27 protein-coding genes are annotated in these 25,871 nt (G+C 71.8%); 12 read left to right on the forward strand and 15 right to left on the reverse strand.

What is annotated here, in order from left to right; all coding sequences use genetic code 11:
- Window positions 1-10 precede the first annotated feature (10 nt).
- Complete coding sequence (locus SKED_RS01240) at window positions 11-676, reverse strand: GNAT family N-acetyltransferase (protein ID WP_012865291.1); 666 nt, start codon at window positions 674-676, stop codon at window positions 11-13.
- Window positions 677-818: 142 nt separating this feature from the next.
- On the opposite strand from SKED_RS01240, the gene SKED_RS01245 reads away from it, so the two are divergent.
- Genes SKED_RS01245 through SKED_RS01255 form a run of 3 tightly spaced genes read left to right on the forward strand, consistent with a single transcriptional unit; the run spans window position 819 to window position 2,785 of the window.
- Window positions 819-1,658, forward strand: coding sequence for an aldo/keto reductase (locus tag SKED_RS01245; RefSeq protein WP_012865292.1), 840 nt, complete (start codon window positions 819-821; stop codon window positions 1,656-1,658).
- A gap of 48 nt (window positions 1,659-1,706) precedes the next feature.
- A complete protein-coding gene (locus SKED_RS01250; protein ID WP_245534597.1) occupies window positions 1,707-2,225 on the forward strand; it encodes a helix-turn-helix domain-containing protein in 519 nt (172 codons plus the stop codon).
- Window positions 2,222-2,785, forward strand: coding sequence for a DUF6036 family nucleotidyltransferase (locus SKED_RS01255; RefSeq protein WP_012865294.1), 564 nt, complete (start codon window positions 2,222-2,224; stop codon window positions 2,783-2,785). Before SKED_RS01250 ends, SKED_RS01255 begins: the two co-directional genes overlap by 4 nt.
- Window positions 2,786-2,819: 34 nt before the next feature.
- On the opposite strand, the gene SKED_RS01260 is transcribed toward SKED_RS01255, so the two are convergent.
- Window positions 2,820-4,148, reverse strand: a complete 1,329-nt coding sequence (locus SKED_RS01260; protein ID WP_012865295.1) for an MFS transporter — start codon at window positions 4,146-4,148, stop codon at window positions 2,820-2,822.
- Window positions 4,149-4,219: 71 nt separating this feature from the next.
- On the opposite strand from SKED_RS01260, the gene SKED_RS01265 reads away from it, so the two are divergent.
- The gene (locus SKED_RS01265) at window positions 4,220-5,149 is read left to right on the forward strand and encodes a LysR family transcriptional regulator (protein WP_012865296.1); all 930 of its coding nucleotides are present in this window, start codon (window positions 4,220-4,222) and stop codon (window positions 5,147-5,149) included.
- A 33-nt stretch (window positions 5,150-5,182) separates the two neighbouring features.
- On the opposite strand, the gene SKED_RS01270 is transcribed toward SKED_RS01265, so the two are convergent.
- Both SKED_RS01270 and SKED_RS01275 read right to left on the reverse strand, forming a co-directional pair.
- Window positions 5,183-6,220: a glycoside hydrolase family 43 protein gene (locus tag SKED_RS01270; protein WP_012865297.1), complete on the reverse strand. Its 1,038-nt coding sequence runs from the start codon at window positions 6,218-6,220 to the stop codon at window positions 5,183-5,185.
- A gap of 169 nt (window positions 6,221-6,389) precedes the next feature.
- Window positions 6,390-7,112, reverse strand: coding sequence for a thioredoxin domain-containing protein (locus tag SKED_RS01275; RefSeq protein WP_012865298.1), 723 nt, complete (start codon window positions 7,110-7,112; stop codon window positions 6,390-6,392).
- Between the two features lie 196 nt (window positions 7,113-7,308).
- Here SKED_RS01275 and SKED_RS01280 point away from each other — a divergent pair, with 196 nt between their 5' ends.
- The gene (locus SKED_RS01280) at window positions 7,309-8,334 is read left to right on the forward strand and encodes an ABC transporter ATP-binding protein (protein ID WP_012865299.1); all 1,026 of its coding nucleotides are present in this window, start codon (window positions 7,309-7,311) and stop codon (window positions 8,332-8,334) included.
- A complete protein-coding gene (locus SKED_RS01285) occupies window positions 8,331-9,317 on the forward strand; it encodes an ABC transporter permease (protein WP_012865300.1) in 987 nt (328 codons plus the stop codon). The genes SKED_RS01280 and SKED_RS01285 overlap by 4 nt, the downstream gene beginning before the upstream one ends.
- A gap of 135 nt (window positions 9,318-9,452) precedes the next feature.
- Here the strand turns inward: SKED_RS01285 and SKED_RS01290 are convergent, their stop codons facing one another.
- Entirely contained in the window at window positions 9,453-10,622 is a 1,170-nt protein-coding gene (locus SKED_RS01290; protein WP_012865301.1) for a GmrSD restriction endonuclease domain-containing protein, read from the reverse strand.
- 271 nt (window positions 10,623-10,893) lie between these two features.
- Here SKED_RS01290 and SKED_RS01295 point away from each other — a divergent pair, with 271 nt between their 5' ends.
- Window positions 10,894-11,427 carry a hypothetical protein gene (locus SKED_RS01295; protein WP_143755609.1) on the forward strand — a complete coding sequence of 178 codons (534 nt, stop codon included), beginning with the start codon at window positions 10,894-10,896 and terminating at the stop codon, window positions 11,425-11,427.
- A gap of 66 nt (window positions 11,428-11,493) precedes the next feature.
- On the opposite strand, the gene SKED_RS01300 is transcribed toward SKED_RS01295, so the two are convergent.
- From SKED_RS01300 to SKED_RS20595, 4 genes are all read right to left on the reverse strand, one after another.
- Window positions 11,494-12,486 carry a sensor histidine kinase gene (locus SKED_RS01300; protein WP_143755610.1) on the reverse strand — a complete coding sequence of 331 codons (993 nt, stop codon included), beginning with the start codon at window positions 12,484-12,486 and terminating at the stop codon, window positions 11,494-11,496.
- Window positions 12,483-13,244 (reverse strand): response regulator transcription factor, encoded by a 762-nt coding sequence (locus tag SKED_RS01305; protein ID WP_012865304.1) that lies wholly within the window; start codon window positions 13,242-13,244, stop codon window positions 12,483-12,485. The genes SKED_RS01300 and SKED_RS01305 overlap by 4 nt, the downstream gene beginning before the upstream one ends.
- A complete protein-coding gene (locus SKED_RS19685; protein WP_012865305.1) occupies window positions 13,241-13,894 on the reverse strand; it encodes a DUF3060 domain-containing protein in 654 nt (217 codons plus the stop codon). The genes SKED_RS01305 and SKED_RS19685 overlap by 4 nt, the downstream gene beginning before the upstream one ends.
- A gap of 72 nt (window positions 13,895-13,966) precedes the next feature.
- Window positions 13,967-15,259 (reverse strand): OmpA family protein, encoded by a 1,293-nt coding sequence (locus SKED_RS20595; protein ID WP_012865306.1) that lies wholly within the window; start codon window positions 15,257-15,259, stop codon window positions 13,967-13,969.
- 227 nt (window positions 15,260-15,486) lie between these two features.
- On the opposite strand from SKED_RS20595, the gene SKED_RS01320 reads away from it, so the two are divergent.
- Entirely contained in the window at window positions 15,487-16,161 is a 675-nt protein-coding gene (locus tag SKED_RS01320; RefSeq protein ID WP_012865307.1) for a DUF2231 domain-containing protein, read from the forward strand.
- A gap of 94 nt (window positions 16,162-16,255) precedes the next feature.
- Here the strand turns inward: SKED_RS01320 and SKED_RS01325 are convergent, their stop codons facing one another.
- Together SKED_RS01325 and SKED_RS01330 are read right to left on the reverse strand one after the other, a co-directional pair.
- The gene (locus tag SKED_RS01325) at window positions 16,256-17,479 is read right to left on the reverse strand and encodes a glycoside hydrolase family 1 protein (RefSeq protein WP_012865308.1); all 1,224 of its coding nucleotides are present in this window, start codon (window positions 17,477-17,479) and stop codon (window positions 16,256-16,258) included.
- Window positions 17,480-17,620: 141 nt separating this feature from the next.
- Window positions 17,621-18,907, reverse strand: coding sequence for an MFS transporter (locus tag SKED_RS01330; protein WP_012865309.1), 1,287 nt, complete (start codon window positions 18,905-18,907; stop codon window positions 17,621-17,623).
- Between the two features lie 127 nt (window positions 18,908-19,034).
- On the opposite strand from SKED_RS01330, the gene SKED_RS01335 reads away from it, so the two are divergent.
- The 4 genes from SKED_RS01335 (at window position 19,035) to SKED_RS01350 (ending at window position 22,389) form a co-directional block, all read left to right on the forward strand.
- Complete coding sequence (locus SKED_RS01335) at window positions 19,035-19,670, forward strand: TetR/AcrR family transcriptional regulator (RefSeq protein WP_012865310.1); 636 nt, start codon at window positions 19,035-19,037, stop codon at window positions 19,668-19,670.
- Between the two features lie 170 nt (window positions 19,671-19,840).
- The gene (locus SKED_RS01340; protein ID WP_012865311.1) at window positions 19,841-20,884 is read left to right on the forward strand and encodes an LLM class flavin-dependent oxidoreductase; all 1,044 of its coding nucleotides are present in this window, start codon (window positions 19,841-19,843) and stop codon (window positions 20,882-20,884) included.
- Between the two features lie 432 nt (window positions 20,885-21,316).
- Window positions 21,317-21,751: a zinc metalloprotease gene (locus SKED_RS01345; RefSeq protein WP_012865312.1), complete on the forward strand. Its 435-nt coding sequence runs from the start codon at window positions 21,317-21,319 to the stop codon at window positions 21,749-21,751.
- Complete coding sequence (locus SKED_RS01350; RefSeq protein WP_012865313.1) at window positions 21,751-22,389, forward strand: hypothetical protein; 639 nt, start codon at window positions 21,751-21,753, stop codon at window positions 22,387-22,389. Before SKED_RS01345 ends, SKED_RS01350 begins: the two co-directional genes overlap by 1 nt.
- 49 nt (window positions 22,390-22,438) lie before the next feature.
- Here the strand turns inward: SKED_RS01350 and SKED_RS01355 are convergent, their stop codons facing one another.
- The 4 genes from SKED_RS01355 to SKED_RS01370 form a co-directional block, all read right to left on the reverse strand.
- Window positions 22,439-22,921 carry a hypothetical protein gene (locus SKED_RS01355; RefSeq protein ID WP_012865314.1) on the reverse strand — a complete coding sequence of 161 codons (483 nt, stop codon included), beginning with the start codon at window positions 22,919-22,921 and terminating at the stop codon, window positions 22,439-22,441.
- 149 nt (window positions 22,922-23,070) lie between these two features.
- The gene (locus SKED_RS01360; RefSeq protein WP_143755611.1) at window positions 23,071-23,739 is read right to left on the reverse strand and encodes an RNA polymerase sigma factor; all 669 of its coding nucleotides are present in this window, start codon (window positions 23,737-23,739) and stop codon (window positions 23,071-23,073) included.
- The gene (locus tag SKED_RS01365; protein ID WP_012865316.1) at window positions 23,736-24,227 is read right to left on the reverse strand and encodes an RNA polymerase sigma factor; all 492 of its coding nucleotides are present in this window, start codon (window positions 24,225-24,227) and stop codon (window positions 23,736-23,738) included. The genes SKED_RS01360 and SKED_RS01365 overlap by 4 nt, the downstream gene beginning before the upstream one ends.
- A 232-nt stretch (window positions 24,228-24,459) precedes the next feature.
- Window positions 24,460-25,788: a glycoside hydrolase family 27 protein gene (locus SKED_RS01370; protein ID WP_012865317.1), complete on the reverse strand. Its 1,329-nt coding sequence runs from the start codon at window positions 25,786-25,788 to the stop codon at window positions 24,460-24,462.
- Window positions 25,789-25,871: the final 83 nt, after the last annotated feature.

The following is a 25,871-nucleotide window of genomic DNA, read 5'->3' on the forward strand; positions in this document are numbered from 1 at the left end:
ACGTCGTCCGTCAGGGCTGGCCCCGCAGGTCCAGCCCGAGCTGCCAGCCGCCGTCGCCGAGCATGCGGAAGCCGAGGTGCTGGTAGAACCCGATGGCGCGCGTGTTGTCGGTGCTGACACCGAGGTGCACACCCGGGACGTCGAGCGCCCGCAGCGCGTCGAAGAGCGTCTCGAGGAGCCGGCGACCGTTGCCGCCGCCCTGGCCCTCGGGCAGCAGGTCGACGTGCAGGTGCGCGGGGAACTCCGCGACGACCGCCGGGTCGGTGCCCTTGGGGCCGTGGACGGTCGCGACGACCCCGGCGTCGAAGGAGCCCTCGGGCGCCGAGCCGGCCGGGTAGCGGTCCTGGACCGCAGGCCACCACTCGCGCTCGAGCGTCGCGTCGAAGGCCGCGGTGTCGCGCGCACCGAGGACGTAGCCGACCACGGCCTCCGGGCCCTCGACCTCGCCGTCGACGAGCACGAAGGCGAGGTCTGGCTCGAAGCGCAGGTACGCCCCGAGGTACGTGTCGCCCAGCAGGCGCGGGTGCTCGGTGAGGGCGGATGCGTCGTCTCCGGCCCTGCCGGTGCGCAGGCAGATGTCGTAGAGGCGGTCGACCTCGGCCGGGTCCGTGGTCCGGGCCGGGCGGATGGTGAAACGGGGCTGCGACGTCGTCGTCGTGGGGGTGGGCGTGCTCACACCCCGAGACCCTACTCACTCCGAGGCCCCGGCGGAGTCGTCGCAGGGGCCTGTGGGCACCGGCTCGCCTGCGGGTTCCGCGCCCCGCGAACCACGCGCCCCCGGGCGGGCGACCCGCGCGCCCCTGAGGTAGGAAGGAGAGATGACACAGATCCCTGACATCACCCTGAACAACGGCGTCACGATCCCGCAGCTCGGCTTCGGCACCTTCCAGGTCGCCGAGGACCAGACGCAGCGCATCGTGGAGTCTGCGATCGAGACCGGCTACCGCCACATCGACACCGCCGCCGGCTACTACAACGAGGCGGGCGTCGGCGCCGCCGTCCGTGCGAGCGGGCTGGCCCGCGAGGACGTGTTCGTCACCACCAAGCTCCGCAACGGCGACCAGGGGTACGACAACGCGCTCGCGGCCTTCGAGGCGTCGCGCGCCGCGCTCGACATCGACTACGTCGACCTCTACCTGGTCCACTGGCCGGTGCCGAGCAAGGGACAGTACGTCGAGACGTGGAAGGCCTTCGAGAAGCTCCTCGCCGACGGCGCGGTCCGCGCGATCGGCGTGTCGAACTTCCTGCCCGAGCACCTCGAGACGCTCCTCGCCGAGACCGACGTCGTGCCGGCCGTGAACCAGATCGAGGTGCACCCGACCTTCCAGCAGCGCAAGCTCGTCGAGGTGTCGCGTGCCGCTGGCATCGCGATCGAGGCGTACAGCCCGCTCGGCCGCGGCGCCGACCTCGAGTCCGACGAGGTCACGTCGATCGCCGCCGCGCACGGGGTCACCCCGGCGCAGGTGGTCATCCGCTGGCACCTGCAGCAGGACCACATCGTCATCCCCAAGTCGAACAACCCCGAGCGCATCGCCGCGAACCTCGACGTCCTCGGCTTCCAGCTGACCGTCGACGAGATCGAGCAGATCAGCTCCCTCGAGGCCGGCAACCGCACGGGCGCCGACCCCGCGACGGCAGAGTTCACGCAGTTCCGCTGACCTGACGGACTGTGCGGCCCCTATAGCATCCGTTGCTATAGTGGCCGCATGGACAGCGGCTCTGCAGTACTGCGGGAGGTCATGACCGAGACGGGGACCTCCCAGGTCGAGCTGGCGCGCGTGAGCGGCGTCCGTCAGCCGAGCATCAGCCAGTTCCTCTCGGGGCGCGCGTCGATGAGCGACGACATGCTGTCGCGGCTGCTGGCCTGCATGGGGCGTCGCCTCGAGGTCGTGAGGCGACCGGTCGACGTCCCGCTCGACCGGTCCCACCGGAGGAGCTGGCTCCTGCACCGCGAGCTCGCCGCCCAGCTCTCTGTCGGCGCGATCCGCGCCTGGGGGCCGATCGTCGAGAAGAACCTCGCGGATCTCGAGGCACGGGTCCAGGGTCAACCACACGGACGGAACCTCGCGCGCTGGCGGCAGCTGGTCTCCGACGAGGACGTCGCGGGTGTCCGGCGCGCGATGACCGGTCTCGACGTCGAGTCGATCGAGATGCGGGAGGTATCGCCGCTCCGCGGCCTCCTGTCGCACCAGGATCGTGACCGTGTCGTGGGTGTGGCGTCGTGAGGCGTGACCAGCTGGAGCACGCGATCCGCACCGCGTGCCAGATCCTCGGTCACCCGACCGTGATCGTCGTCGGGTCGCAGTCGATCCTCGGGACCTTCGACGAACAGCGGTTGCCTGCTGCCGCGACGATGTCGCTGGAGATTGACATCTTGCCGATCGCGACGAGCGACGAGGAGACGGCTCGCCTCGCGGACCTCCTCGAAGGCATTGCGGGAGAGTGGTCAGACTTCCACGAGATGCACGGTTTCAGCATCGACGGGGTCGACCTGGAGACGGCCATCCTGCCGGCAGGTTGGCGGGAGCGGCTGGTAGCTGTCCAGAATCTCAACACCGCTGCCATCGGCGGCGCTCCGCAGTTCACAGGCCTGTGTCTCGACAAGGAAGACCTCTGCGTCGCGAAGCTCTGCGCCTACCGAGAGAAGGATCTGGAGTTCGTCGGTGCCCTCGCCGATGCAGGGTTCGTGGACCTTCGGGTCGTCGAGTCACGGTTGCGTGAGGTCCCGGATGCGTCGGCCGGCAGAGCGGCACAGGCTCTGCGATGGGTCGCGTCGCGGGGTTGAAGCTGTCTCGTCGAGCGCTCGCTCCTCCTGAGGATCAGTCCGTCGTGTGGGTGACGGGTCGTTCGGAGGGGGCCGGCCGCGCCGACAGCACCAGGGCGACCGCGGCGAGTCCGACGACGAGCGCGACCACGGCGGGCCAGCCGCGGGCGTCCCACGCGTGCCCGGCCAGCCAGCCGAAGAGGCTCGCGCCGGCGTAGTAGACGACGGTGTAGAGCGCGGTGGCCTGCGCGCGGCCGGTCGTGGCGCGGGCGCCGACGCGGCTCGCGGCGACGGCGTGGCCGACGAACAGCCCCGTGGTGAGGACCGTGACGCCGAGGACCACCACGACGAGCGGCCTGGCCAGGGTGACGAGCGCACCCGCGCCCATGAGCGCGCAGGCCAGGACGAGCACGACGCGCGGGCTCCAGCGATCGCTGAGCGCGCCGGCGAGGCGGGAGCCGACGGTGCCCGCCAGGTAGGTGAGGAACACGAGCGAGACGACGGTCGGGGCCAGACCGTAGGGCTGGGCCTCGAGCCGGAACGGCAGGTAGTTGAAGACGGCAGCCAGGCCGCCGACGAGCAGCCCGCCGATGCAGAACAGCGAGACGAGCGTGCCGTCGCGCAGGTGTGCCCGCAGGTGCGCGCCGGACCTCGTGGGCTCCGCCCGGCCTGCCACGGCGAGCCGTGCGGCTGCTCGTCGGGCGCGGTGCTCGCGGCCGTGGGGGAGCAGCAGCACGAGCAGCGCCATGAGCGCCGTGAGGCACGCGCCGACGGCCACCAGCCCCATCCGCCACCCGAGGTGCTGGGCGACCGGGACCGACAGCAGGCGTCCCGCGAGCCCGCCGACGGAGGTCGCCGCCACGTACGACCCGGCGAGCGCGGCAGCGCGGGTGGGCAGGGCGCAGTCGTGGACCAGTGCGATCGCCAGCGCCGGGATGCCTCCGAGCGCCGCCCCCTGGACGAACCTCCCGACGACGAGCAGCTCGAAGGTCGGCAGCCACGGGACCAAGACCGCGAGCACCGCCGACGCGACCGCGGCAGCGCGCATGGCCTCGGGCCGGCCGATGCGGTCGGAGAGCCACGCCCACGGCAGGACTGACGCGGCGAGGCCGAGCGTCGCACCGGAGACGAGGAGCGCCGCGCGCGACGGGCTCACCGCGAGCGACGCCGAGACGTCGGTGAGCAGGCCCTGGGGTGCGTAGAGCAGGGCGAAGGTGGCCAGCCCCGCGCACCACAGCGCGGCGGCGAGGCGACGCTCGCCGAGCATGGCGTGAGGCAGGGGCGCGCGCCCCGGGGCAGGTCCAGCGCCCGCCTCGAGGGCGGTGCCTGCGGGGAGGCCCGTGCGTGCCGCTGTGCCGGTGCTGCTCGGGAGGGTCGTCGTCACCCGAGCGACGCTAGGCACCGCGCACCGATACCTCCAATGCATCGAGAGGGCTCAACTCATACGATGACGACATGAGTGCTGACCCGGTCGCCGCCCTCCTCCCGCACCTGCGGCTCCTCGTCGCGCTCGGCGAGGTCGAGCACGTGACCATCGCCGCAGCGATGCTCGGCGTCCCCCAGCCCACCGTCAGCCGCACCGTCCGGCGCCTCGAGCAGCAGATCGGCGCCCCGCTCCTCGAGCCCGACGGCCGCGGCGTCCGCCTCACCCCCGCCGCCCGCACCCTCGTCCCCTACGCCCAGCGCGCCCTCGACGTCCTCACCGACGGCCTCGCAGCCGTCGAGACCGAGGGGCAGCGAGCCCGCACCACCGTACGCATCGCCTTCCAGACCTCCCTCGGCGAGCAGCTGGTCCCCGAGCTCATCCGCACCGTCCGCGCCGACGACCCGACCGTCCGCTTCGTGCTCAGCCAGGGGGCACGGAGCTCCTGCCTCGACTCGCTCCTCGAGCGAGAGGCCGACATCGCCCTCGTCTCCCGCCTCGACCCGCCACCCGACGGGGTCCGCGTCGTGCCGCTCTTCGAGCAGGAGCTCGTGCTCCTCGTCCCCGAAGGGCACCCGGCTGCGCTCGCGGGCGGTGCGGCCGTGGTCGACCTCGCGTCCGAGCCGCTCGTCACGCTCAAGACCGGGTACGGCCTGCGCGGATCGGTCGACGAGCTGTTCGCCGAGGCCGGGGTGCTGCCGTCGATCGCCTTCGAGGGCGAGGACCTGCACACCCTCACCGGGCTCGTCGCCGCCGGGCTGGGCGTCGCGGTCGCGCCGCGCACGACGGCCACGCCTGCCGGGTGCGTCCAGGTGCCGCTCGCCGACGCCCGTGCGAGCCGGGACATCGGCGCCGCGGTGCTGCCCGCGCCGTCGTCGGAGGTGGTGGTCCGGGTGCTCGACGCGCTGCGTTCGCTCACCGGACCAGGGCAGGCCGACGCCGGGGTCGATCCCGGTCCCTGAGCCGCCCTGGTCTCCGGGCTGAGGGCCGGTGCGTCAGACGCGCTCGACGAGCCGGGCGTACTCGGTCGCCGTCACCGGCAGCACCGTGCCGTGCTTGATCTTGCCGGGGAAGGTGTAGTCCACGACCGGTTCCCAGCGCTCGGCGGTGAGGGACGACGCGTGGAAGGGGACGTAGCCGCGGTCGGCCCCGGTGTACTCGTCGACCCACAGGTACCACTCGCCGTCCGTGAAGGACCGGAAGGCCAGCGGCCCCTCGACGATGCCGGTCTCGGTGCCGGCCGTCACGCTGTCGGACACGGGCTCCCAGACCGGTGCGTGGAGGTCGTCGGAGCGCTCGGAGAACACCAGGCCGGCGGCCTCGTCCTTGACGAACCGCACCCAGCCCGTGCCGTCGTCGTCCGTGTCGCCGTCGTCGTCTGTGAAACCGCCGTCGCGCACGACGAGCGCGTCGATGACGGAGCGGGTCGGGTGGCCGTGGTCTCGCGGCTCGGTGAAGGTCACGAAGTCGGTGGTGTGGGCGCCGAGCAGGCGGTGGATGCCGTCGCCGGTGTGGTCCGGGTCGTCGTCGGCGTAGAGCCGGGCGGACCACAGCACGAGGTACGCCTCGGCCGCCGGGTCCCACACGGACTTGGGTGCCCACGCCATGCCCGCGGACGGCGGGGACACCTCGACCTGGCGCTGCGGGCCCCACGTCATGAGGTCTGCCGACTCCCACACGTTGATCGACCGGCTGCCGTGCCGTCCGAGCCAGTCCCAGAAGCTGCCGGTGACACCCGGGCGCTCGGTGACGCGGATGTCGAGGTCGGTCGCGATGAGGTAGAAGCGGCTGCCGTCGGCCGAGCGCAGCAGGTGCGGGTCGCGCAGGCCCTGCTCGCCGAGGGCCGAGGTGAGGATCCCGGCGCCGCCGTCGAGGGCGCGCCAGGTGGTGGGATCAGGGCCGTCGGAGAGCATCGCGTGGACCTGGTGGGTCGCGTCGTCGTGGTGGACCATGACGTACCCGGCCCAGTCCGGGGTGCCGTCCGCGGCCGCGGCGGAGGTGGCGGGGGCGTCAGGGGTGCGGCTGTCGGTCACGAGCACGTCCTCAGGTCGGCCTGGGGTCCGGCGTCGTCGCCGTGCCCACTGTGAACGTTAACAAGGAGCGTAGGGGTGCGTCGAGCGGTCGTGCGACGCGTAGACGGCCGGCTGCGCGCGGTCGGGTGCGCCAGGTGGGGCCCCGCGGACCGCTGGGGTACGGCCGCGGCTACCCGCCGACCGCGGCCCGGACCAGCGCCGCGGTCTCCTCGTGGGACTCCCCGCTCACCTGGGACCCGTCGACGAACACCTGCGGGATGCTCGTCACGCCGGCCGCCGCCGCGGACCCGGTGACGGACTCGACCCAGCCCGAGTAGGCGAGCTGCGCGAGGCGTTCGGACGCGTCGTCGTCGAGTGTGGCACCGGCGTCTTCCGCCACCGCCACGAGGTCGTCGACCGTCAGGGCCGAGTCGGTCGTGGACCCGGGCTGGAGGTCGTAGAGCGCGGACTGCACGGCCGGCCACGCCTCGGGCGAGTCCTCCGCGACGAGGGCGAGGAGGTTCGCGCCGAGCAGCGAGAACTCGTGGGTGGTCCGCGGGCTGAGGTAGTCGACCGTGACGAGCTCCACGGCGACGTCCGAGCCGGCCGCCCAGCGGTCGATGTCGTCGGCCATGAACCCGTGCAGCACCTTGCAGTGCGGGCAGGCGAGGTCGGAGTAGACCACCACGCGCTCGGGGGCGTCGGGGTCTCCGAGGACCACCGAGGTGCTCGTGACGGTGACGGCCCCGGTGGTCGCGGCGGTCGGCGTCTGCTGGGCGACCGTCTGGTCGGCCGACGCGACGGCCGAGGGGCGCGGCTGCTCGTCCGAGGAGCAGCCGGCGAGCAGCAGGCTCATGGCCAGCGCGGAGACGGCGAGGGGGCGGGCACGGCGCGAGGTACGGGGCGTCCACATGCCCTCCATCCTCCGTCGGGAGATCGGGCTGATCCTGGGACGTCGGCCCTAGGCGGTCTGGGCGCCGGCTGGGAGCGGCCCTGAGTCTGGACCCGCCGGGGAAGATCCCCCCGCAGGACTACAGACGCCCAGGTCACGCGTCGATACGCTCCATCGGTGCGCTCCACGACGGTGCGCCGCGCGACAGGGGGAGACCATGCCTGCACACGCCCAGACCGCCAGCCCGCCGCCCGACGTGGACCCGCGGTCCCTCGCGGTGAGCACCCGGGCGCTGCGCAAGACCTACCGCACCCGCCACGGGCGCCACGTCGCGGTGCAGGGCCTCGACCTCGACGTGCCGATCGGTGGGGTGCACGGGTTCCTCGGCCCCAACGGGTCGGGCAAGACCACGTCCATCCGCATGCTGCTGGGCCTCGTGCGCGCCGACTCCGGCACCATGTCGATCTTCGGCCAGGAGGTCCCGCAGGCGCTGCCCGACGTGGTCGGCCGGGTCGGTGCGATCGTCGAGCAGCCCAAGTTCTTCCCCACCTTCACCGCGCGTAAGAACCTCGACCTGCTGGCCGCCGCGATCGGCACACCCGCCGTCGAGGTCGGCAAGGTGCTCGAGGCCGTCGGTCTCGACGACCGGGCCAAGGACCGCTACAAGACGTACTCCCTCGGCATGAAGCAGCGCCTGGCCATCGCCGCGACGCTGCTCAAGGACCCCGACCTGCTGATCTTCGACGAGCCCACCAACGGCCTCGACCCGGCCGGTATCCGGGAGATCCGCACGACCATGCGCGGCCTCGCCGACCAGGGCAAGACGGTCCTGGTGAGCAGCCACATCCTCGCCGAGGTCGAGCAGGTCGCCGACACGGTGTCGATCATCGGCCACGGTCGCCTGCTGGCCAGCGGCCGCGTCGAGGACATCATCGCCGGGACGTCGACCACGGTGCGTGTCGGCATCGCCGATCCCGCCGCCGCCCGCACGGTGCTCGAGCGGGCCGGTCTGACCGTCCGCACCGACCACGACGCGCTGATGGTCGACGGCGTCGACGACCCCGCCGACATCACGCGCCGCCTCGCCCACGACGGGCTGTTCGTCCGCGAGCTCGTCTCCGTCAAGGCAGGCCTCGAGGCCGTGTTCCTCCAGCTCACCGCCGGCGAGGGCCCCGGGACGCAGGCGCCACCAGGTCCGGACGGCAGACCGACCCGCCGCTCACGCCGAGGAGGAGACCGATGATGCGGCTGCTCAAGGTCGAGCTCGACCGGTTCTTCAGCCGACGCTCGACGCAGGTGGCCCTCGTCGGGCTGCTCGGGATGGTCCTGGTCGCGCTCTTCGCGACCTACCAGACGTCCAAGCCGGCCTCCGAGGCCGAGGTGGCCCAGGCCACCGAGTGGTACGAGGAGCAGCTCGTCTACTGGGAGGAGAACGGCAAGCAGGAGATGGCGGACTGCCTCGCGGACGAGGCTGCCGAGCAGGAGACGAACCCCGACGTCGACTGGGGCTGCAAGTACCTCGAGCCGCAGCTCGAGAACTACCTGCAGGCCGACCGGGACCTCGTGGACCAGGCCGCCGGGCTGGTGCCCGCGATCGGCTTCGCGACGGCGTTCTTCGCCTTCGTGGTCGGCGTGAGCTTCGTGGCGGCGGAGTTCGCCACCGGCTCGATGGGCAGCTGGCTCACCTTCGAGCCGCGCCGCACCCGGGTGTTCTGGTCCAAGACGGTCGCGGCCGGTCTGGGCGTCGTGGTCCCGACCATCCTCGCGTCCGTGCTCGTGGTGGCGGGGTCCTGGGGGCTCTTCGCCGCGTGGGGAGCTGCCGACGGCGTGACGGCCGAGGTCTGGTCCGAGGTCGCCGTGGGTGGCCTGCGGGTGCTGCTGCTCACCGTCGGCTTCGCGGTGCTCGGCGCTGCGCTCGCCATGATCCTGCGCAGCACCGCCGCGGCGATCGGGCTGGCCGTCGGGTACTTCGTGGTCGTCGAGGGCTTCCTCGTGCAGATGGTCTCCGGAGCCCAGGCCTGGAGCCTGTTCCAGAGCTTCCAGGCCGTGCTCCGCGGCAGCTCGACCTACGGCGTGGAGGACTGCACCACCACGTCGAGCGGGGTCTCCTGCACGTGGGTCGAGCGCACGGTGTCCCTCACCCACGGGGCCGTCGAGCTCACCGTCCTGCTGGCCGTGGTGCTGGCTGTGGCTCTCGTCGTCTTCCGCCGCCGAGACGTCTCCTGACACCCCACCTCACCCCTTCTCATGCCCGTGGCGCGCCCGCGGGGTGCTCCGGGAGGTATCCCGCCAGCGCGCCACGGACATGAGAGAGGCTGGTCCCTCTGCCGTGCCCCGTGTCTTCGTCCGGGGGAGGAGGGGCTACTCGCAGCCGATGCCGTCGCGGTCGCGGTCGAGGTGGACGCCGTAGCCCGGGGTGCCCTCGTAGACGGGGGCGGCCCCGGCCTCGCGGGCCTCGGTGCAGTTCTTGTAGGACCAGGCCGCCGGGACGGGCTCGGGCTCCGGGGCGGGTGCGGGGGGAGCCTCGACGACCGGGGCCTCCTCGACGACGGGCGCGGGGGCGGGCTCGACGGCCGGGACCGGTGCCGGGGCGGGCTCGGGAGCGGGCGCCGGGGCAGGAGCGGGTGCGGGGGCGGGCGCCTCGGTGGTCGGCTCGGGCTCCGGTGCGGGCAGCTCCGGGACGGCCGAGCCCTCGGGGAGCGGCTGGTCGGGGCAGGTGCTCAGCACGGAGGCCATGGCGACCTGCTCGGCCTCGGTGACCCACAGGCCGTAGGTGAACTTCACGCCAACCTGGCGGGCGACGTACTCGCAGCGGAACGCCTTGTTCGGCGGCAGCCACGTCGCCGTGTCGCCGTCGCCCTTCTGGCCGTTGAGCGGACCGTCGGCAGCCCACAGGTTGAGCGGGTCGTTCGCGAAGGCGGTGCGCTTCTCGTCGTCCCAGGCCTGGGCGCCCTTCTGCCACGCGTCCGAGAGCGCGACCACGTGGTCGATCTGCACGGCGGTCGACGTCTTCTCGCCGCGCTCGAAGGCGATCGTCGTGCCGCTGTAGCGGTCGTCGAGGGTGCCCGTGAGCACGACGCACTCCTGGGTGCCGTCCTTGTAGGTGAGCGCGGTGAGGTCGCGGGCCAGGATGTCGTTGCGGGTGTCGCAGCCGTTGCGGTCCACGTCCGCCCACCGGGCGCCGAAGTTGTCACGCGAGTAGCCGGTCTTCGGCGCGCGGCCCTTGACCTCGAGGAGCGTCACCGTCGCGAGGGCGGTCTGCGGCGTGGCGCCGGTGGTCACCTCGACGACGTCCACGGGGCCGGCGAGCTGAGGCGCGGGGAGCTCCCGGGTCGGCTCGGGCGTCGGCTCGACGGTGGCCGTCGGCTCCGCGACCTCCGTCGGCGTGGTGGGTGCGGCCTCGGCCGAGCAGCCGGCGAGCAGCAGCGCCGCGAGCAGCGCGGCGGCGGTGCCGCGGCGCGCGCCGGCGAGGCTCAGCGGTCGGCGGGGAGACGAGGAGCGGGGTCGTGATGACGACAGGCGGGCACGCATGGCGGACTCTTCCGAGGGGTGGGGCCGCGCGCAGAGGAGGGCAGCGCACCGCTCTCACGAGCCGCCGCACGCTGCCCACGCACGGAGTACGACTCGCATCGTAGGGGCGCGGAAGCGGTAGGCGAGGTAGCCAGCAGGGTGATCCTCGTCTTGGTGTGATGTGCGGCGAACCTAGGTTCGAGTGCCGCGACTGCTAAACCTATACAGAAGATGACAAGGGCGATATGGTTCTTTAGCGTCAACAGAGCGGTTGGCGGTATCTTGGGAGGTCATGATGAAGAAGATGTCAGGAACACTGATCGCGGTTCTGGTTGCCGTTGGACTGGCTGCGGTTCCCGGCGGCGCCGCGAGCGCAGACGATGGCGGGACCGCCGCCAGCGGCGCATTGGCCGGAGCAAGGGGATCGGCTGAGGTGCAGCGGACGCTCCAGCAGCTCGCAGGAGAACAGCCGAGTGACGAGATTGAGGCCATGATGGCTTCAGGTCTTCCCGTCGAGGTGGCGTACGACCTCGAGACCGAGGTCTTCACAGCGGCGGTCTGGGTCCGCGAGGCAGACATCAATCGGGCCATCTCGCAGCTGGGGCCGGGATGCTCGGCTACCAGCGTCTGCATCCGGAACTCGGTGCCACACGGTTATATCGGAACGGGTACGCGCGCTGGGCCCTGGTCTAACGTCAACTATCTCTTCGCCGGGACGGACAGGGCGACAAACTTCCGCTTCAGTGGTGGTGGAGGCATCGAACTGCAGCGTTCCGTGAGCTGGTCTCCCCCGACCCGGCCTACGATCGCGAGCTTCTCCCGCTAGGCAAGGCTCTCACTGGAGCCTTGAGATGCACGGATTTACGACATGCCGGGGCGCCTACAAGTGAGGTCACCCTCGCGCTGTCGGGAGTCTGAGGCGGACGCTCGTGCCGTGGCCGAGGCGGGAGGAGAGCTGGACCTGGCCGCCGTGGCGGCGGACGACGGCGTGGACCATCGCCAGGCCGAGCCCGGAGCCCTGGACGCCGCGGGTGTTCGAGCCGCGGGCGAGCTCGTCCCACACGAAGGAGACCTCGTCGGGAGGGATCCCCGCGCCGGAGTCGGCGACCTCGAGGACCACCGCGCCCTCCTCCTCGAAGCCGCGCAGCTCGATGCGCGCACCCTCGGGCGAGAACTTCACCGCGTTCGACAGCACGTTGTACAGCGCGACGAACAGCAGGTCCACGTCACCGCGCACCGGCGGCAGCGGCCACGGCACACGGGGGAGCGCGACGGTGATGTCCCGGCCCGCGGCGCCCTGACCCGCGAGCTCCCCCTGCACAGCCAGCTCCTCCTGGACCGCGGACACGACGTCCTCCGCCAGCGCCTCGACGTCCACCGGCTCCTGCTCGATGGGCTGGGAGTCGAGAGCTGCGATCTTGCGCAGGTCGCCCACCAGGCGCCCCATGCGGGCCGCCTGGGCGTCGATGACCGCGACGGGCGAGTGACGGTCGTCGTCCGTGGTGGTCGCGGACACCGACGCGGCGGCCGCGTGGATCGCGGTGAGCGGGTTCTTCAGCTCGTGGTCGAGACGGTCGAGGAACCGGCGGTGCGCGACGCGCTCGACCTCGCGCGCCTGCGCCGCACCCGCCGCCCGGGCACGGGCGAGAGCCCGCCGGAGCATCAGCACGGCGAGGGCGACGAGGCCCAGACCCACACCAGCCACGCCGACGACGGTCGCGAGCGGCACCGTGAAGCGCAGGCCCTGCGGGTTGCCCGCCACCAGCAGCACGACCGCGACCACCAGCCCGACGACCGTCGGGACCAGCACCCACGGGCTCGACCACGGCGAACCCGGGCGGCGCGACGGCCCGGGAGCCCCGGTGCTCCTGCTCCCGCCGCTCACGCCCGACGCACCTGACCGCAGAACCTGTAGCCCAGGTTCGGCACCGTCTCCACGTACCGCGGGGCACCGGCGTCGTCGTGCAGCACGCGGCGGATCTCCGCGACGCGGTGGTCCACCGCCCGGGTGCTCGGCACCAGGTCGAAGCCCCACAGCGCCTGCAGCAGGCGCTCGCGGGTGTGCAGCTCCCGGGGGTGCGTCATGAGGTAGTCCAGCAGCAACGACGCACGCGGCGTGAGGACCACCTCGGCACCGGCGAGGAACACGCGCCGCGCGGTCCTGTCGACGAGCAGGTCGCCCGACACCAACCTGTCCGCGGCGCTCAGCGGCTTCTCCCCGCCGACCGACCGTCGCAGCACCGCCCGGATGCGCGACGCGAGCTCCTGCGGGTTGAAGGGCTTGTTGAGGTAGTCGTCCGCGCCTTCGTCCAGGGCAGCCGACCGCTCGAAGGACTCGCCCACCTGGGTGAGCAGCACCACCGGTGTCCAGTCGTCCCGCGTCCGCAGCCGCCGCACCAGCTCGCGACCGTCGAGGCGCGGCATCATCACGTCGGACACCACCACGTCGGCGTGCCACACGTCGAGGGTGTCGAGCGCCTCCTGCCCGTCGTGCGCGACCCGAACCTCGAAACCGGACCGCTCGAGGAAGGGGGCCAGGGCGCCGGTGATGGCCTCCTCGTCGTCGACGAGCAAGACCGCGGGACGGGTGCTGTCAGGCCCTGGGACAGCGGCGCTCGCGGCACCCGCGCCTGGCGCGGTCACGACGCCACCAGGACGTTGTCGGCGCCGTCGTCCGTGATCGACGGCGAGCCCTCGTCCCACACGACCGTGTTGCCGGCGCCCGCGACCGACAGGCTCTCGATCTCCGTCGCGTGGACCACGACGCCCGCCGCCGCGATCTCCAGGGTCGTGATCGACCGTGCGGTGAGCTGGACGTCGGACGCGGCGACCGTCACGTGGTCGCAGTCCTCGGTCAGCTCGACTGCCTGGCTTGCCTGCCAGAGGACCAGGGTGCCGTCGTCGGCGCAGCTCACCGTGCTCGTCGGGGCGGAGGGAGTGGCTACGGGGGTGGGGGAGTCGTCGTCGGCGGGCTCGGTGGTGCCGCCGGTGGGGTCAGCAGGCTCGGCCGGCTCTCCTGGTGCGTCGTCTGGGGACTCGGGCTCGGACGCGTCGTCCGTCGTCTCCGTGCTGCCAGGCGTCGTGGTGCCGCTGCTGGCGTCGTCGTCGCGGCTGACCTCGTCGGACGACGGGCTCGCCGTGTCCTCCCGGCGGTCGACGACCTCGACCGTGCACCCGGTGAGGAGGGCGAGGCCCGCGGCCGCAGCCGCGGCGCGCACGAGCAGCGACCCTCGGTGCGCGCGAGACGCGCCGTCCGGCGGTGTCGCGCTCGCGGGCTGGGGCCGGGGCGTCATCGGTGCTCCTTCGTGTGCACGGATCTCTCGGTGACCGGAACGGGCCGGCAGCGGCGAGAGGGTCGAAGTCTGTCAGAACGCCGGGACGAAGATCTCGACGCGACGGTTGAGCTGGCGGCCGGCCGGGTTGTCGGCGCCGTCGGCCGTGGTCTCGGGGGCCACGGGCTGCGTCTCGCCGTACCCGGTGGTCTCGAGGGTCGCGGTGACACCTCGCTCGACGAGCCCGTCGGCGACGGCCTGGGCGCGGTCCTCGGAGAGCGTCTGGTTGAACGCGTCGTCGCTGATCGAGTCGGTGTGCCCGCCGATCTGCAGCACCGGGGCGCCCGTCTCGGCGAGGGCCGCGGCGAGGGAGTCGAGGGTCTGCTGGGACTCGGGCCGCAGGGTGTGCTTGCCGAAGTCGAAGAGCGCCGCGTCGGACAGCGTGATGGTGGTGCCGCACGAGGCGATCGGCTCGATGGTGCCCATCGGCGGGAACACGCCCATGCGGGGGACGGGTGGGAGCGGCTCCGCGTCGACCGGGACGCCGTTGACGAGCGCGGTGCCCTGGCCGTCGTTCTGGATGGTGATGAGACCGTCGGTGTAGATGCCCGAGCCGTCGCCGTAGTTGTTGATGGTGACGCCGTCCTCGCCGGTGTAGACCCCGGACCCGTCGCCGTAGTTGGTGATGGTGCCCGTCTCGTCGGTCCGGGTGCCGGAGCCGTCGCCGTAGACGGAGAGGGAGACCGTCTCGTCGGAGTAGACGCCCGCGCCGTCGCCGTAGTTGGCCACCGAGACGGTGTCGCTCGAGTACACGCCCGACCCGTCGCCGTAGACGGTGACCGAGACCCCGTCGATGACGTAGGTGCCGGAGCCGTCGCCGTAGTTGACCGTGGTGCCGTCCGGTCCCGTGTACACGCCAGACCCGTCGCCGTAGAGCAGGACGTTGCCGGCACCTTCGCGGACGGTCCCGCTCGCGTCGCAGGACGCCGGGGCGATCGTCAGCCCGGGGTAGTCGCCCACCAGCTCGGTGATCTCGTGCGTGAAGCCGGACAGCGACGCGTCGAGCATCGACAGGTCGGGGATGGTGATGAGCGGGACGGGCGGGATCTCGCCGGCCGCGTATCCCGCGGCGACCGGGGTGCTCGGCGCGGAGGGGGAGGGCGACGGGGTGGGCGTCGGGGTCGCCGTCGCGTCGTCGGACGGCTCTTCGCTCGCGTCCGAGGTCGGGTCGTCGGTCGGCGTGGCGGTGGCGGTGGCGGTGGCGGAGAAGGGCGAGGTGGCGTCCGCGGAGGTGTCGGAGCCGCCCTGGCAGCCGGTGAGGAGCACCGCGAGGGCGAGTGCGAGGGAGGTCCCGCGCAGGGTCGTCGAAGCCGAGATCGAGGTCATGAGGATGACGCTAGCCGCAGGATGTCGCGGCTGCGTCGCAACGGTGTCGCAACCCTGAGACATCTCGGATCGTGGGCGGGAGCGGCCTGGGACCTGGCCGGGACATGGTCGAGGGCTGGCCTGTGGCGGGGTGGGCAGGACGCTGCGATGCTCAGGCCAGGTCGAGACCACGTGCCTGCCGCTCCACACGCGCCCTCGCCGGCGCCCCACCCGAACGGAGCTCCGCCATGATCGACGACTCTCTCAACCACCGCCTCCTCCCCGAAGAGGACAGCGGGACGCAGGACACCCCGAAGCGCGCAGCGCCCGACGCTGCTCCCGGCACATCGGGTGACGGCGGTCCGCACGGTGACGAGCACCCGCACGACGACCACCGGCACAACCACGACCACATGGCGACGCCGCTGCTCGGCGTCGCCCACGCGCTCGAGGAGGCCGAGGTCCTGGACGGCCCCGCCGACCTCGCCCGTCCGTGGGCGCAGTGGCTGACCGCCGAGCCGGTGAGGCGGGCCGCGCTGCAGGGAGCCTGGTTGGGGCACAAGCTGCACCCGGTGCTGTCCGACCTCCCGGTCGGGTTCTGGTCGTCGGCCACGACCCTCGACCTGCTGCAGGGCGAGAAGTCCGCGAAGGCGGCGGACACGCTCGTCGCCCTCGGTATCGCGACGGCCGTCCCGACGGCCCTGACCGGCTGGGCCGACTGGGGCTCGGCGCCCAAGAAGACGCAGCGCGTCGGCATCGTGCACGCGGCCGCCAACGCGGCGGCCCTCACCCTGTACACGGCGTCGCTCATCCAGCGCCGCCGCGGCAAGCGCACGTCCGGGGTGGTGCTCGGCCTGGTCGCCAGCGGTGCCCTCGGCGCCGGAGGCTTCCTCGGCGGCCACATGGCAGCCCCCGGCTCCTGACCCACCCGCCCGGCCGTCCTCATGCCCAGGGCGCGACCGCGCAGCCCTCCGTAGTGGGCCTCGCGGTCGCGCCCCGGGCATGAAGAGGTGGGGGTCAGGGGCGGGGGAAGGCGCCGCCCTGGGCGATGCGGCCGAGCTCGTGGGCGGAGGGCTTCGGGTGGCGCTCGAAGGTCTCGCGGTCGACCGCCACGAGTCCGAAGGTCGGCGCGTAGGAGCCCCACTCGTAGTTGTCGAGCAGGCTCCAGTGCAGGTACCCGCGGATGTCGACGCCGTCGGCCATCGCCCGCTCGAGGCTGTCGAGCGCGCCGTGCAGGTACGCGACGCGGCGGGTGTCGTCCGTGACGGACAGCCCGTTCTCGGTGACGATCACCGGGGTGTGCTCGGTGACCTCCCACGTGTGCCGTGCGGCCTCGCCGACGGCCTGGGGGTAGAACTCGTAGCCGCTGAGCGTCAGCTCGACGCCGGGCTCCGGGTGCAGCGGGCCGTCGGTGCCGACGCGGGTGCGGGTGTACGACTGCACGCCCACCCAGTCGTCGTCGCGGGCGGCCACGAGGAACACGTCCTCGCGCGGCCACGAGTACTCGGCCGTCACGGCCTCGGCGCCGGGGAGCGCCTGGTACACCTGGTTGGCGATGGTCCAGCCGACCTGGATCTGCGGGTCGATGGCCTTGATCGCGGCGCGTGCGGCGTGGTGCGCCTCGACGAGCACCTCGGTGGTCGCCGCGTCGGGCAGCGGGAGGCCGGCCTCGCGGAACGCCTCGGCGCCCAACGACGCGATGGCTCCGAACATCGCGACCATGTTCGGCTCGTTGATGGTGCAGACGTGGCTCACACCGGTGCCGATGACGGGGGCGGTGCGCTCGACGTAGCGGACGAAGAGCTCGACCGCGCCAGGCGCCGTCCAGCCGCCGCGTGCGGCGAACCACTGCGGGACGGTGAAGTGGTGCAGCGTGACGACGGGGCGCAGGCCACGCTCGATCGCGCCGTCGACCATGCGCCGGTAGTGGGCGAGCTCGGCGTTCGAGAACCGACCCTCGGTCGGCTCGATGCGAGCCCACTCGATGCTGAACCTGTAGTCGGTGAGCCCGAGGTCGACGAGGATGTCCATGTCCTCGGCCCACCGGTGGTAGCTGTCGGCGGCGTCGCCGCTCGGCTCCACGACGTGGCTGCCGGGGGTGGTCTCGAGGTGCCACCAGTCCGAGGCGGTGTTGTTGCCCTCGATCTGGTGGGCGGCGGTCGACGCGCCCCAGAGGAACCCTGCGGGGACCGACAGGGGGCGGACGGAGTTGGGGCGGTCGGTCGTGGGACTGACGGACATGGTGCTCCTCGGTGGTGGTGTGCGGCCCGGCCGCGCGGGGTGGGCGCGGCCGGGCCGGCGTGCGGTGCTGCTGGGGGCCGGCTCTGGCAGGCAGCTGGGGTGGCTGCGGGCGTGGTGCCCGGCGGTCAGCGGACCTAACGGTCAGCGGACGCGGCGGATCGGCTTGATGCAGAGCGCGGAGACGATCGCCACGACGATGGCCGTGACGAAGATGCCGCGGTAGCCGGCGAGGCTGACGATCACGCCGGCGATCACGGGGGCGAGGATCTGCGGGCCGGTGTTGGCGACGTTGAGGATGCCGAGGTCCTTGGCGCGGTTCTCCTGGTCGGGGAGGACCTCTGCCATGAGGGCCTGGTCGACCGCGACGTAGATGCCGTAGGCGAACCCGCCGACGGCGAGGAACAGGTAGAACGACGTGACGGTCGGCGAGACGGCGAGCGGCACCGTCGCGAAGGCGAGGACGAACGACGCGCCCATGACCAGGGCCTTGCGGCGGCCGAGCCAGTCGGACAGCGGTCCGGACACGAGGGTGGACAGGCCGGACGACGCGGCCATGATGAGCCCGCCGGTCGCGATCACCGGGGCGGCCTGCTCGGTGGTGAGGCCGACGTAGTCGGTGAGCACGAACAGCTGGTAGAGCACCACGAGCATGAAGGAGAGCAGCAGCAGGAACCTGCCGGCGAGGGCCCAGAGGAAGTCGGCGTCGCGAGGGACGCGGAACGTCGCGAGCAGCTCGCGGGCGTTCAGCGCTGGCCGCGGGACGCCGCGGTTGTCGGTGTCGCGGGCGAAGAAGAAGACGACGAGCGCGGCGACGACGAGGGTGAGCGGGACGACCTTGAGGCCGTCGCGGGGGACGGCGAGGAAGCTGGCCGCGACGACGCCGCCGAGGCTCTGCGCGAGCAGCTGCCCGACACCGACGACGGACGACGCCTTGCCGAGGCTCTCGGGGGCGACGCGGTCGGCGAGGATCGCGATGAGCGGTCCGAGGAACGCGTTGAGCGACACCTGGAACACGCCCCACAGGACGACGAGGAGCGCAAAGCTCGGTGCGACCGACATGGTCATGACCGCGGCGGCTGCGACGAGCCCGCCGACGAGGATCCACGGGTTGCGCGAGCCCCAGCGGGTGCGCGTGCGGTCGGAGAGGGCGCCGAAGACGATGTTCGCCAGCATCCCGGCGACCGCTCCCACGACGGAGAGGACGGCGTAGAGGGCGACCTTGGCGTCGGCGTCGATCTGCTCCATGAGTGCCTGGATGAGCGTGCCACCCGCGGCGACGGGGAGCATCCAGCCGAAGTGGGCGACGAGGAACACCGGCGCGATGCGGCCGAGGCGCGGCCGGGCCGGCTGGACGTCCGGGGTGGCGGGTCCGACGTCGAGGCCGTCGCGCGACTGCGGCGAGGTGCTGGGGTCTGAGGTGAGGGACATCTGTGTCTCCTGGTGCGGCGGTGCGGTTCCAGCTCAGTCGGTGGCTGAGGGCAGCGAGCATACATGAAAACCAAGCCACGCTCGGTTTTCGTTCTTGACCAGGCGAGACGCGACTAGGGTGAGGCGCATGAACCGCCCCAGAGGCCCGTACGCCAAGACCGCGCGACGGCGCGAGGAGATCCTCCAGGCGGCCCTCGAGGCCTACGCGGAGAGCGACGCGGCGGGCCCCACGATCAAGGACATCGCCCGCCGTGCCGGACTGAGCGAGGCCGGGGTGCTGCACCACTTCGGGGGTCGCGAAGAGCTCCTCACCGCCGTGGTCGCCGAGCGCGACGAGGTCGACGCGCGCGCCTACGCCGACCACTTCGCGCCGCTGGTCCAGCACAACATGCAGACCCCGGGGCTGGTCCGGCTCTTCACGCGCATCGCGGCCGCCTCCGTCGAGTCCGACCACCCTGCCAACGAGTTCTTCGCCGCCCGCTACGCACGCCTCCGTGACGAGATCGGTGCGACGGGCCCCGGCGGAGGCGACGACGAGGACGCGTGGCGCGCCCGGGTGATGCTCGCCGTCGTCGACGGCCTCCAGCTCCAGTGGCTCCACGACCCGAGCATCGACATGGCAGGGGATGCTGTGCGGCTCGCGGAGGCGCTCGGGCTGGCGCTCGACGAGGAAGCCCCCGCGGACGGGACCGACGAGCCCGACCAGACGCCCGGCTCGGCCGGGCCCGTCTCCGGCGGCTCGCCGGCAGCCCCCGGCTCCTGACCCACCCCACCCCGCCCGGCCGTCCTCATGCCCGGGGCGCGACCGTGCACCCCTCTACGGAGGGCTTCGCGGTCGCGCCCCGAGCATGGGTACGGGTCGCATTTGGTTGAAGCATCAACTACTGTGGGGTGTGTCGGCGGGGCGTCGGCACCGGCGAGCAGGAGACGGACATGAGCAACGCACTCGAATTCGGCATCGACACCTTCGGCGACGTCACCCCCGGGCCCGACGGGACGCTCAAGAGCCACGCGCAGGTGATCCGTGACGTGGTCGAAGAGGGTGTCCTCGCCGACCAGGTGGGCCTCGACTTCATCGGTATCGGCGAGCACCACCGCGCCGACTACTCCATCTCCGCGCCCGACACCGTCCTCACCGCCATCGCCGCCAAGACCGAGCGCATCCGCGTCGGGTCTGCGGTCACCGTGCTGTCGAGCGACGACCCCATCCGCGTGTTCCAGCGTTTCGCGACCATCGACGCGATCTCGAACGGGCGTGCCGAGGTCATCCTCGGGCGCGGCTCCTTCATCGAGTCCTTCCCGCTGTTCGGCTACGACCTGCAGCAGTACGAGGAGCTCTTCGAGGAGAAGCTCGACCTGTTCATGAAGGTCCGCGAGCAGAACCCCGTCACGTGGTCCGGCACCACCCGCCGGTCGCTCACGGACCAGGAGGTGTTCCCGCACGTCGAGAACGGCCTGCTCCCCGCCTGGATCGCGGTCGGCGGCAGCCCGCAGAGCGTCGTGCGCGCCGCCGGCTACGGCCTGCCGCTCATGCTCGCCATCATCGGTGGTGACCCGCTGGCCTTCAAGCAGTTCACCGACCTGTACCGCCGCGCCCTCGGCGAGTTCGGCAAGCCGCTCCAGCCCGTCGGCGTCCACGCCCCCGGGTACATCGCCGAGACCGACGAGCAGGCGATGGAGGACTCCTGGCCGCTCATCGGCAAGTACTTCTCCAAGATCGCCCTCGAGCGCGGCGGCCGTGCCATGGGCGAGGGCCAGTTCCGCGCGCAGGTCGGCCCCGAGGGCGCGTACTTCATCGGGTCCCCCGAGACGGTCGCCAAGAAGATCGTCCGTGTGGTCAAGGGCCTCGACCTCGACCGCTTCGACTTCAAGTACGCCAACGGGCCGATGGAGCACGGCAAGCTGCTCAACAGCCTCGAGCTGTACGGGACCAAGGTCGTGCCGCTGGTGCGGGAGATGCTGCACGACGGGGCCTAGCTGTTCTCTGTCGTGGGGACACGCTGACGCCCCGCTGGCCCAGCCGGGAGACGACGCTTCGTCGAGCGGTACCAGGGCCGCCGCCAGATCCACCTCGAGCTGACCCGTGAAGGTCGCCGACTCGCACCGGTGACCGCGGGGAGGTGGTTGCGCAGGCCGGGCATCTCCCGTCGCGGGACGGCGCGCCAGAGGTCACGAAGTGATCACGATGTCCGCTGCGCGGTCACGGAAGGTCGCCGTCGCCCAACGAGGCGGTCGAGGGGACGCTCTGTCCCCGAGACGAGAGGACGAGAGACGATGACCTCGAACGACCACGATCGACCGTGGACGGCCCGCCGCCGGACTCGGCTGACAGCGAGCTCGGTGCTGCTGGCCGCTTGCCTGGTAGTCACCTCTGGGCTACCCGCGCACGCGGACTACTACGCCGGTGGCATGCCCAAGACGACCTTCAACGTCCGCTACGTCGCGGTCAACGACCAGTGGACGCAGCACTTCAACGACTCCAGAGCCCGGTGGAACAACACCTCGGGCACCGGGGTCTCGATCGGCAAGACCACGACCGCGGCCGCGACGATGACGGCGAGCCGCTACAACGAGTCGTGGTACGGGTTGTACTCGCCGTCGGGCGTGCGCGGGATCAACCGTGTGTTCTCGATCAAGATCAACGCGCGGACGCTCTCGGACAACGCCGGCGGCAACCTCACCGCATGGATCAACAGCACCTCGACGCACGAGCTGGGCCACGCGCTCAGCCTGTCCGACAACCCGGACACGACCAAGGCGTCTCTCATGAAGCACAGCCGGAACCGCACCACGGTCATCAAGCCGCAGGCGTACGACATCTCCGAAGTGAAGAGGATCTACTGATGCGCACGCGACTCGAGACAGCCCTTGCTGCGACCGCCGCAGTCGCCGCGCTGACCGTCGCAGGCTGCTCGGCACCGGACGTCGACGGGTCCGCAGCAGGCGGTGACGACTCCGTGACCCTGAGTGCGGACTACCCGGTCTACGACTCGCTTGAGGCTGCTGGAGACGAGGCCGACGCGGTGGTCAGGGGTGTGTACATCAGCTCCGAGGTCGACCTCCTCTACCCCATTGTCGACGCCGGTGGCGATGCCGAGACGAACCCCCAGGACGGAGTCGACGTGTCGCAGGAGGACCTCGACGAGATGGCGGTCGTCATCACCGTGAGCCGGGTCGAGGTCACCGAGGTGCTGAAGGGGGACCTCCAGGTCGGAGACGTCATCGAGGTGTCGCAGCTCGGTGGGCGATACGACGACGTCCAGTACGACGAGGAGAGCACGACGCTGCTCGAGCAGGTCGCGGCGACGGAGGTGGTCGTGCTCCTCAACGACACCGGGGCTGGTCGGTTCGACCTGATCAATCCCGCTCAGGGTCTCTTCGAGGTCGAGGGGGACTCTGTGACGGCGGTCGAGCCGGACTCCGGTCTTGGCGACGTCGACACTCTCGACGCGATCCGTGAGCTGGTCGCGGAGCCCAGCTGAGCGGCTGCCGGACGGGATGGCGTGCAGCGGCGCCTCCCGTCCGGCTCGCTCACCGAAGCCCGAGGGCCTCTGCCGCTGCTGGGCTGACCGTCAGAGAGCCGTCAAGACTGGCACCGACCTGGTCGCCGTGGACCAGGAAGGCGCTCTGGCCCGCCGGTGACGTGAGCTGCCAGCGGTCTCCGAGGGGTGAGAGGGCCAGTACGTACTCTTGGCCGACCTGCAGTGGCTCTGCTTCCGCGGTGGGTTCGATCCCATCGGCTACAGCGGGGACGAGGACGTCGATCTGGCCCTCTCGTCCGTCGCCGGTGACGGCTGCGACGGATACCGTGTAAGAGACCATGTCGTTGCCTTCGACGACGACTCGTGCGTCTGTCATGACCGTGGCGGCGACCAGGTTCGCGGACGCCGACTCCAGCTGCTCGAAGCTCTCGTAGTACGCCGAGTCGGCCAGAGGTGCGTCCGGCTCGAGCAGTCGTGGGACCGCGACCAGAGCGACGATCGTGACTGCCAGGCATGCTGCGGCCGCGAGCACTGCAGGGCGCCCCCTGCGGTGTGGGCTCGCCGTGGTCGGGCCGGCAGCGGCGCGTTGGAGACCAGGGACGACGGCGTCCAGGGTGGGACGCCGGTGCCCGCTGCGGTCTCGGGGGACGGGACTGGCTGCTCGGAGCCGCTCGACGGGTCTCATGATGCTGTCCTCTGCTCGGTCTGCGTGTAGTGGTCGGCGAAGCGACGTCGTGCGCGGTGGAGGCGTACCCAGAGCGTGGACGCCGAGACCTCCAGGAGGTGGGAGATCTCGGAGACGGTCAGGTCGTCCCAGTACCGGAGCTGGAGCAACTCTCGGTCGGTCGTCGACAGTGCTGACAGCGCCTGCAGGACGTCGTCTGCTGCGTCGTCGGTCGGTGGTAGGGAGGTTCGGTCGCAGAGCCCCGCCTCGAGCCTCGATGCTCGCTCACGAGACCTGTAGAGATCTCCGACCGTGTGTCGCGCGGTCGCGAACAACCATGCTGGTGACGGGACGCGGCCTTCGCGGCGGCTGAGCTCCCAGGCGCGGCGGAACGTCTCGGCGGCGAGCTCGGTGGCGTCCGCCTCGTTGTCGACGCGACGCACCACGAACCTGACGACGCGGTCGTAGTGGTCTTCGAAGAGTGCCGTGAAGACCTTCGTGGTCTTGAGGTCCACCGTGTGCTGGTGCTTCATGCTCACAGAGTTGTCCATGTGTGCCCGTTCCTTACATGCCTCGAGACCTTCACCCTGCGAGTGCCTGTACTCGCGTGCGCGGCTGGCACGTCCGACCACCTGCCGGGTCAGAGGTCCTGGGTGCCAGGACCGCTTCAGGCCAGCGAGGGTCACGTGACGGTGAGCCTGTTCTCCGTGACGGGATCGGCGAGGAGGGTGCTCCTCAGGAGTGCACGCGCACGAGTCAGCCGGCTGCGGACGGCAGCCGGGGTGATCTCGAGCGCTCCTGCGATCTCGTGGTCGGTCAGGCGTCCCCAGTAGGTCATGACCAGCACCTCTCGGTGCAGAGGGGGGAGCCGTAGAAGGGCGTCACGGACATCGAGGCATGCGTCGTCCGCTCGAGGGCGGACGATCCGCAGGTCGTCGGCGAGCGTCCGGCGCAGCTCCGCGGAGCGCAGGCGCCGTCTGTACTCGTTGCCGACGAGGTTGCGGAGCACGCCGTACAGCCACGGCACGCTCAACGACCCTCCGGCGACCGATCGTTCCCACATGATGCGGAACGCCTCGGTGACGACCTCCTCCGCGTCGTCCCGAGAGCTCAGCCGTCGCTCCGCGAGACGGAGCGCAGGGGGGTAGTTCGTCGTGAAGAATGTCGAGAACATCGCTGTGCCCCACCTCGTCCGCGGCATCCCTCCCGCCGTGTGCGAGTGCCCTTGCCTGTACATCGACGAGGGTCCTCAGGCTGTCACGTCACGAGCGGGTGGACTCTCCAGATCGCCTCGCTGCCAGCGACGCGAGCGAGGCCCGTCGGTGACAGTGAGACGCCCTCGTCTTGCAGCGCGGTGCGGTGCCGTCGTCAGGCGGGCACGGGCCGAGGGGATCCTCGGCGGCGCTCTACGACGAGCTGACAGGCGCCTCCCACCGCAGCAACCGAGCCCCGTGCCCCTCGATGGTCACCGGGATCGCCACGCTCCCCGGCGCCACCCCACGCGCCGCGTCGCTCTGCACCGTCACCTGGTGCGTCGCGACCTCCTCGCCGGTCCACAGCTCGCGCACCCGCGCGCTCCCGTCCGTCGGCACCCCGACGTCTCCGGCATCGAGCGCGACGCTCAGCGGCTGAGACCCGAGGTTGAAGGCCGCGACCCACCCAGCCCCGTCGCTGTCGTCCGCGGTCCACAGCACCAGGTCGCCCTCGCGGAACACCTCCCGCGACCCGCGCGACTCCAGCAGTGCGAGCACGTCCGCGTTCGTGAACAGCGCGAGCGTCTCGGGCGACGACGTCGGCAGGTCGCCACCGATCATCAGCGGGGACCGCGCGACGACCCACAGCGTCATCAACGTGACCCGCTCCGCCGCCGTCAGCCGGGAGTCGCGTGGCTCGCCGCGCTCGGCGCGGATGCCGACATGACCGAGCGGCAGCATGTCGCCGTCGGGCCAGCCGTGCTCGCTCGCGACGGGCGCCCAGCGGGCGAAGCGCGCGAAGTTGGCCTCGACGTCCTCCCACACGTCCCAGAGGTCGTCGCAGATGCGCCACATGGTCGCGTGCTCGCGCAGGTGGTCGAGGCGGGTGAGCGAGAGGTCGCGCCCGGGGGACAGCGACAGCTCGATCGGGCGGCCGGAGCGCTCGATGGCCAGCGAGAACGCCTCGATGTCGGCGGCCTGGTACGGCCAGAGCATGTCGTCGGCCTTGATGAAGTCGACGCCCCACGAGGCGTAGAGCGCGACGACCGAGTCGTAGTACGCCTGCGCGCCCGGGTGCTCGTGGCGCAGCCCGTCCATGTGCGGGTTCCACTCGCAGCGGTTGGTCTGGTCCGCGACGTCGGCGGCGGTGACCTCGGTGCCCTCCACGGGCGACGCAGCGCCCGTCGCGAGCCGCGGGATGCCGCGCATCACGTGGATGCCGAACCTCAGCCCGAGGGCGTGGACCTTCTCGGCGAGCGGCGCGAAGCCCGCGCCGCCGGCCGAGCTCGGGAAGCGCTCGGGGTCGGGTGCGAGGCGACCGAGGTCGTCGAGGTGCAACGGCGCGCCCTCGTTGTACCCGTGGGACCGGGCGGTCGGGTCGGACCAGTCGATGTCGACGACCACGGTGTCCCAGCCGAAGGGCAGCAGGTGCTGCGCCATGTGCTCGGCGTTGGCGAGCACCTCGGCCTCCGTGACGGTGGTCCCGTAGCAGTCCCAGCTGTTCCAGCCCATGGGGGGTCGGGGTGACGGCGTCTTTGCCATGCGTGAGCTCCTCGTGAGGGGTGCGGTCTGTGAACGTTAACAACCGCGGTCCGATGTGTCACCCCTCCCGGGGGTGGCCCGCG

Source organism: Sanguibacter keddieii DSM 10542 (assembly GCF_000024925.1).
GTDB lineage: Bacteria > Actinomycetota > Actinomycetes > Actinomycetales > Cellulomonadaceae > Sanguibacter > Sanguibacter keddieii.

Bases quoted from the DNA above. Each gene is read 5' to 3' on its own strand.
- SKED_RS20595 (WP_012865306.1), bottom strand. From the start codon at position 15,259: ATGACCTCGATCTCGGCTTCGACGACCCTGCGCGGGACCTCCCTCGCA.
- SKED_RS01245 (WP_012865292.1), top strand. From the start codon at position 819: ATGACACAGATCCCTGACATCACCCTGAACAACGGCGTCACGATCCCG.
- SKED_RS01365 (WP_012865316.1), bottom strand. From the start codon at position 24,227: ATGTTCTCGACATTCTTCACGACGAACTACCCCCCTGCGCTCCGTCTC.
- SKED_RS01290 (WP_012865301.1), bottom strand. From the start codon at position 10,622: ATGCGTGCCCGCCTGTCGTCATCACGACCCCGCTCCTCGTCTCCCCGC.
- SKED_RS01370 (WP_012865317.1), bottom strand. From the start codon at position 25,788: ATGGCAAAGACGCCGTCACCCCGACCCCCCATGGGCTGGAACAGCTGG.
- SKED_RS01345 (WP_012865312.1), top strand. From the start codon at position 21,317: ATGCCCAAGACGACCTTCAACGTCCGCTACGTCGCGGTCAACGACCAG.
- SKED_RS19685 (WP_012865305.1), bottom strand. From the start codon at position 13,894: ATGACGCCCCGGCCCCAGCCCGCGAGCGCGACACCGCCGGACGGCGCG.
- SKED_RS01280 (WP_012865299.1), top strand. From the start codon at position 7,309: ATGCCTGCACACGCCCAGACCGCCAGCCCGCCGCCCGACGTGGACCCG.
- SKED_RS01350 (WP_012865313.1), top strand. From the start codon at position 21,751: ATGCGCACGCGACTCGAGACAGCCCTTGCTGCGACCGCCGCAGTCGCC.
- SKED_RS01325 (WP_012865308.1), bottom strand. From the start codon at position 17,479: ATGTCCGTCAGTCCCACGACCGACCGCCCCAACTCCGTCCGCCCCCTG.
- SKED_RS01265 (WP_012865296.1), top strand. From the start codon at position 4,220: ATGAGTGCTGACCCGGTCGCCGCCCTCCTCCCGCACCTGCGGCTCCTC.
- SKED_RS01320 (WP_012865307.1), top strand. From the start codon at position 15,487: ATGATCGACGACTCTCTCAACCACCGCCTCCTCCCCGAAGAGGACAGC.
- SKED_RS01295 (WP_143755609.1), top strand. From the start codon at position 10,894: ATGATGAAGAAGATGTCAGGAACACTGATCGCGGTTCTGGTTGCCGTT.
- SKED_RS01340 (WP_012865311.1), top strand. From the start codon at position 19,841: ATGAGCAACGCACTCGAATTCGGCATCGACACCTTCGGCGACGTCACC.
- SKED_RS01335 (WP_012865310.1), top strand. From the start codon at position 19,035: ATGAACCGCCCCAGAGGCCCGTACGCCAAGACCGCGCGACGGCGCGAG.
- SKED_RS01275 (WP_012865298.1), bottom strand. From the start codon at position 7,112: ATGTGGACGCCCCGTACCTCGCGCCGTGCCCGCCCCCTCGCCGTCTCC.
- SKED_RS01285 (WP_012865300.1), top strand. From the start codon at position 8,331: ATGATGCGGCTGCTCAAGGTCGAGCTCGACCGGTTCTTCAGCCGACGC.
- SKED_RS01250 (WP_245534597.1), top strand. From the start codon at position 1,707: ATGGACAGCGGCTCTGCAGTACTGCGGGAGGTCATGACCGAGACGGGG.
- SKED_RS01330 (WP_012865309.1), bottom strand. From the start codon at position 18,907: ATGTCCCTCACCTCAGACCCCAGCACCTCGCCGCAGTCGCGCGACGGC.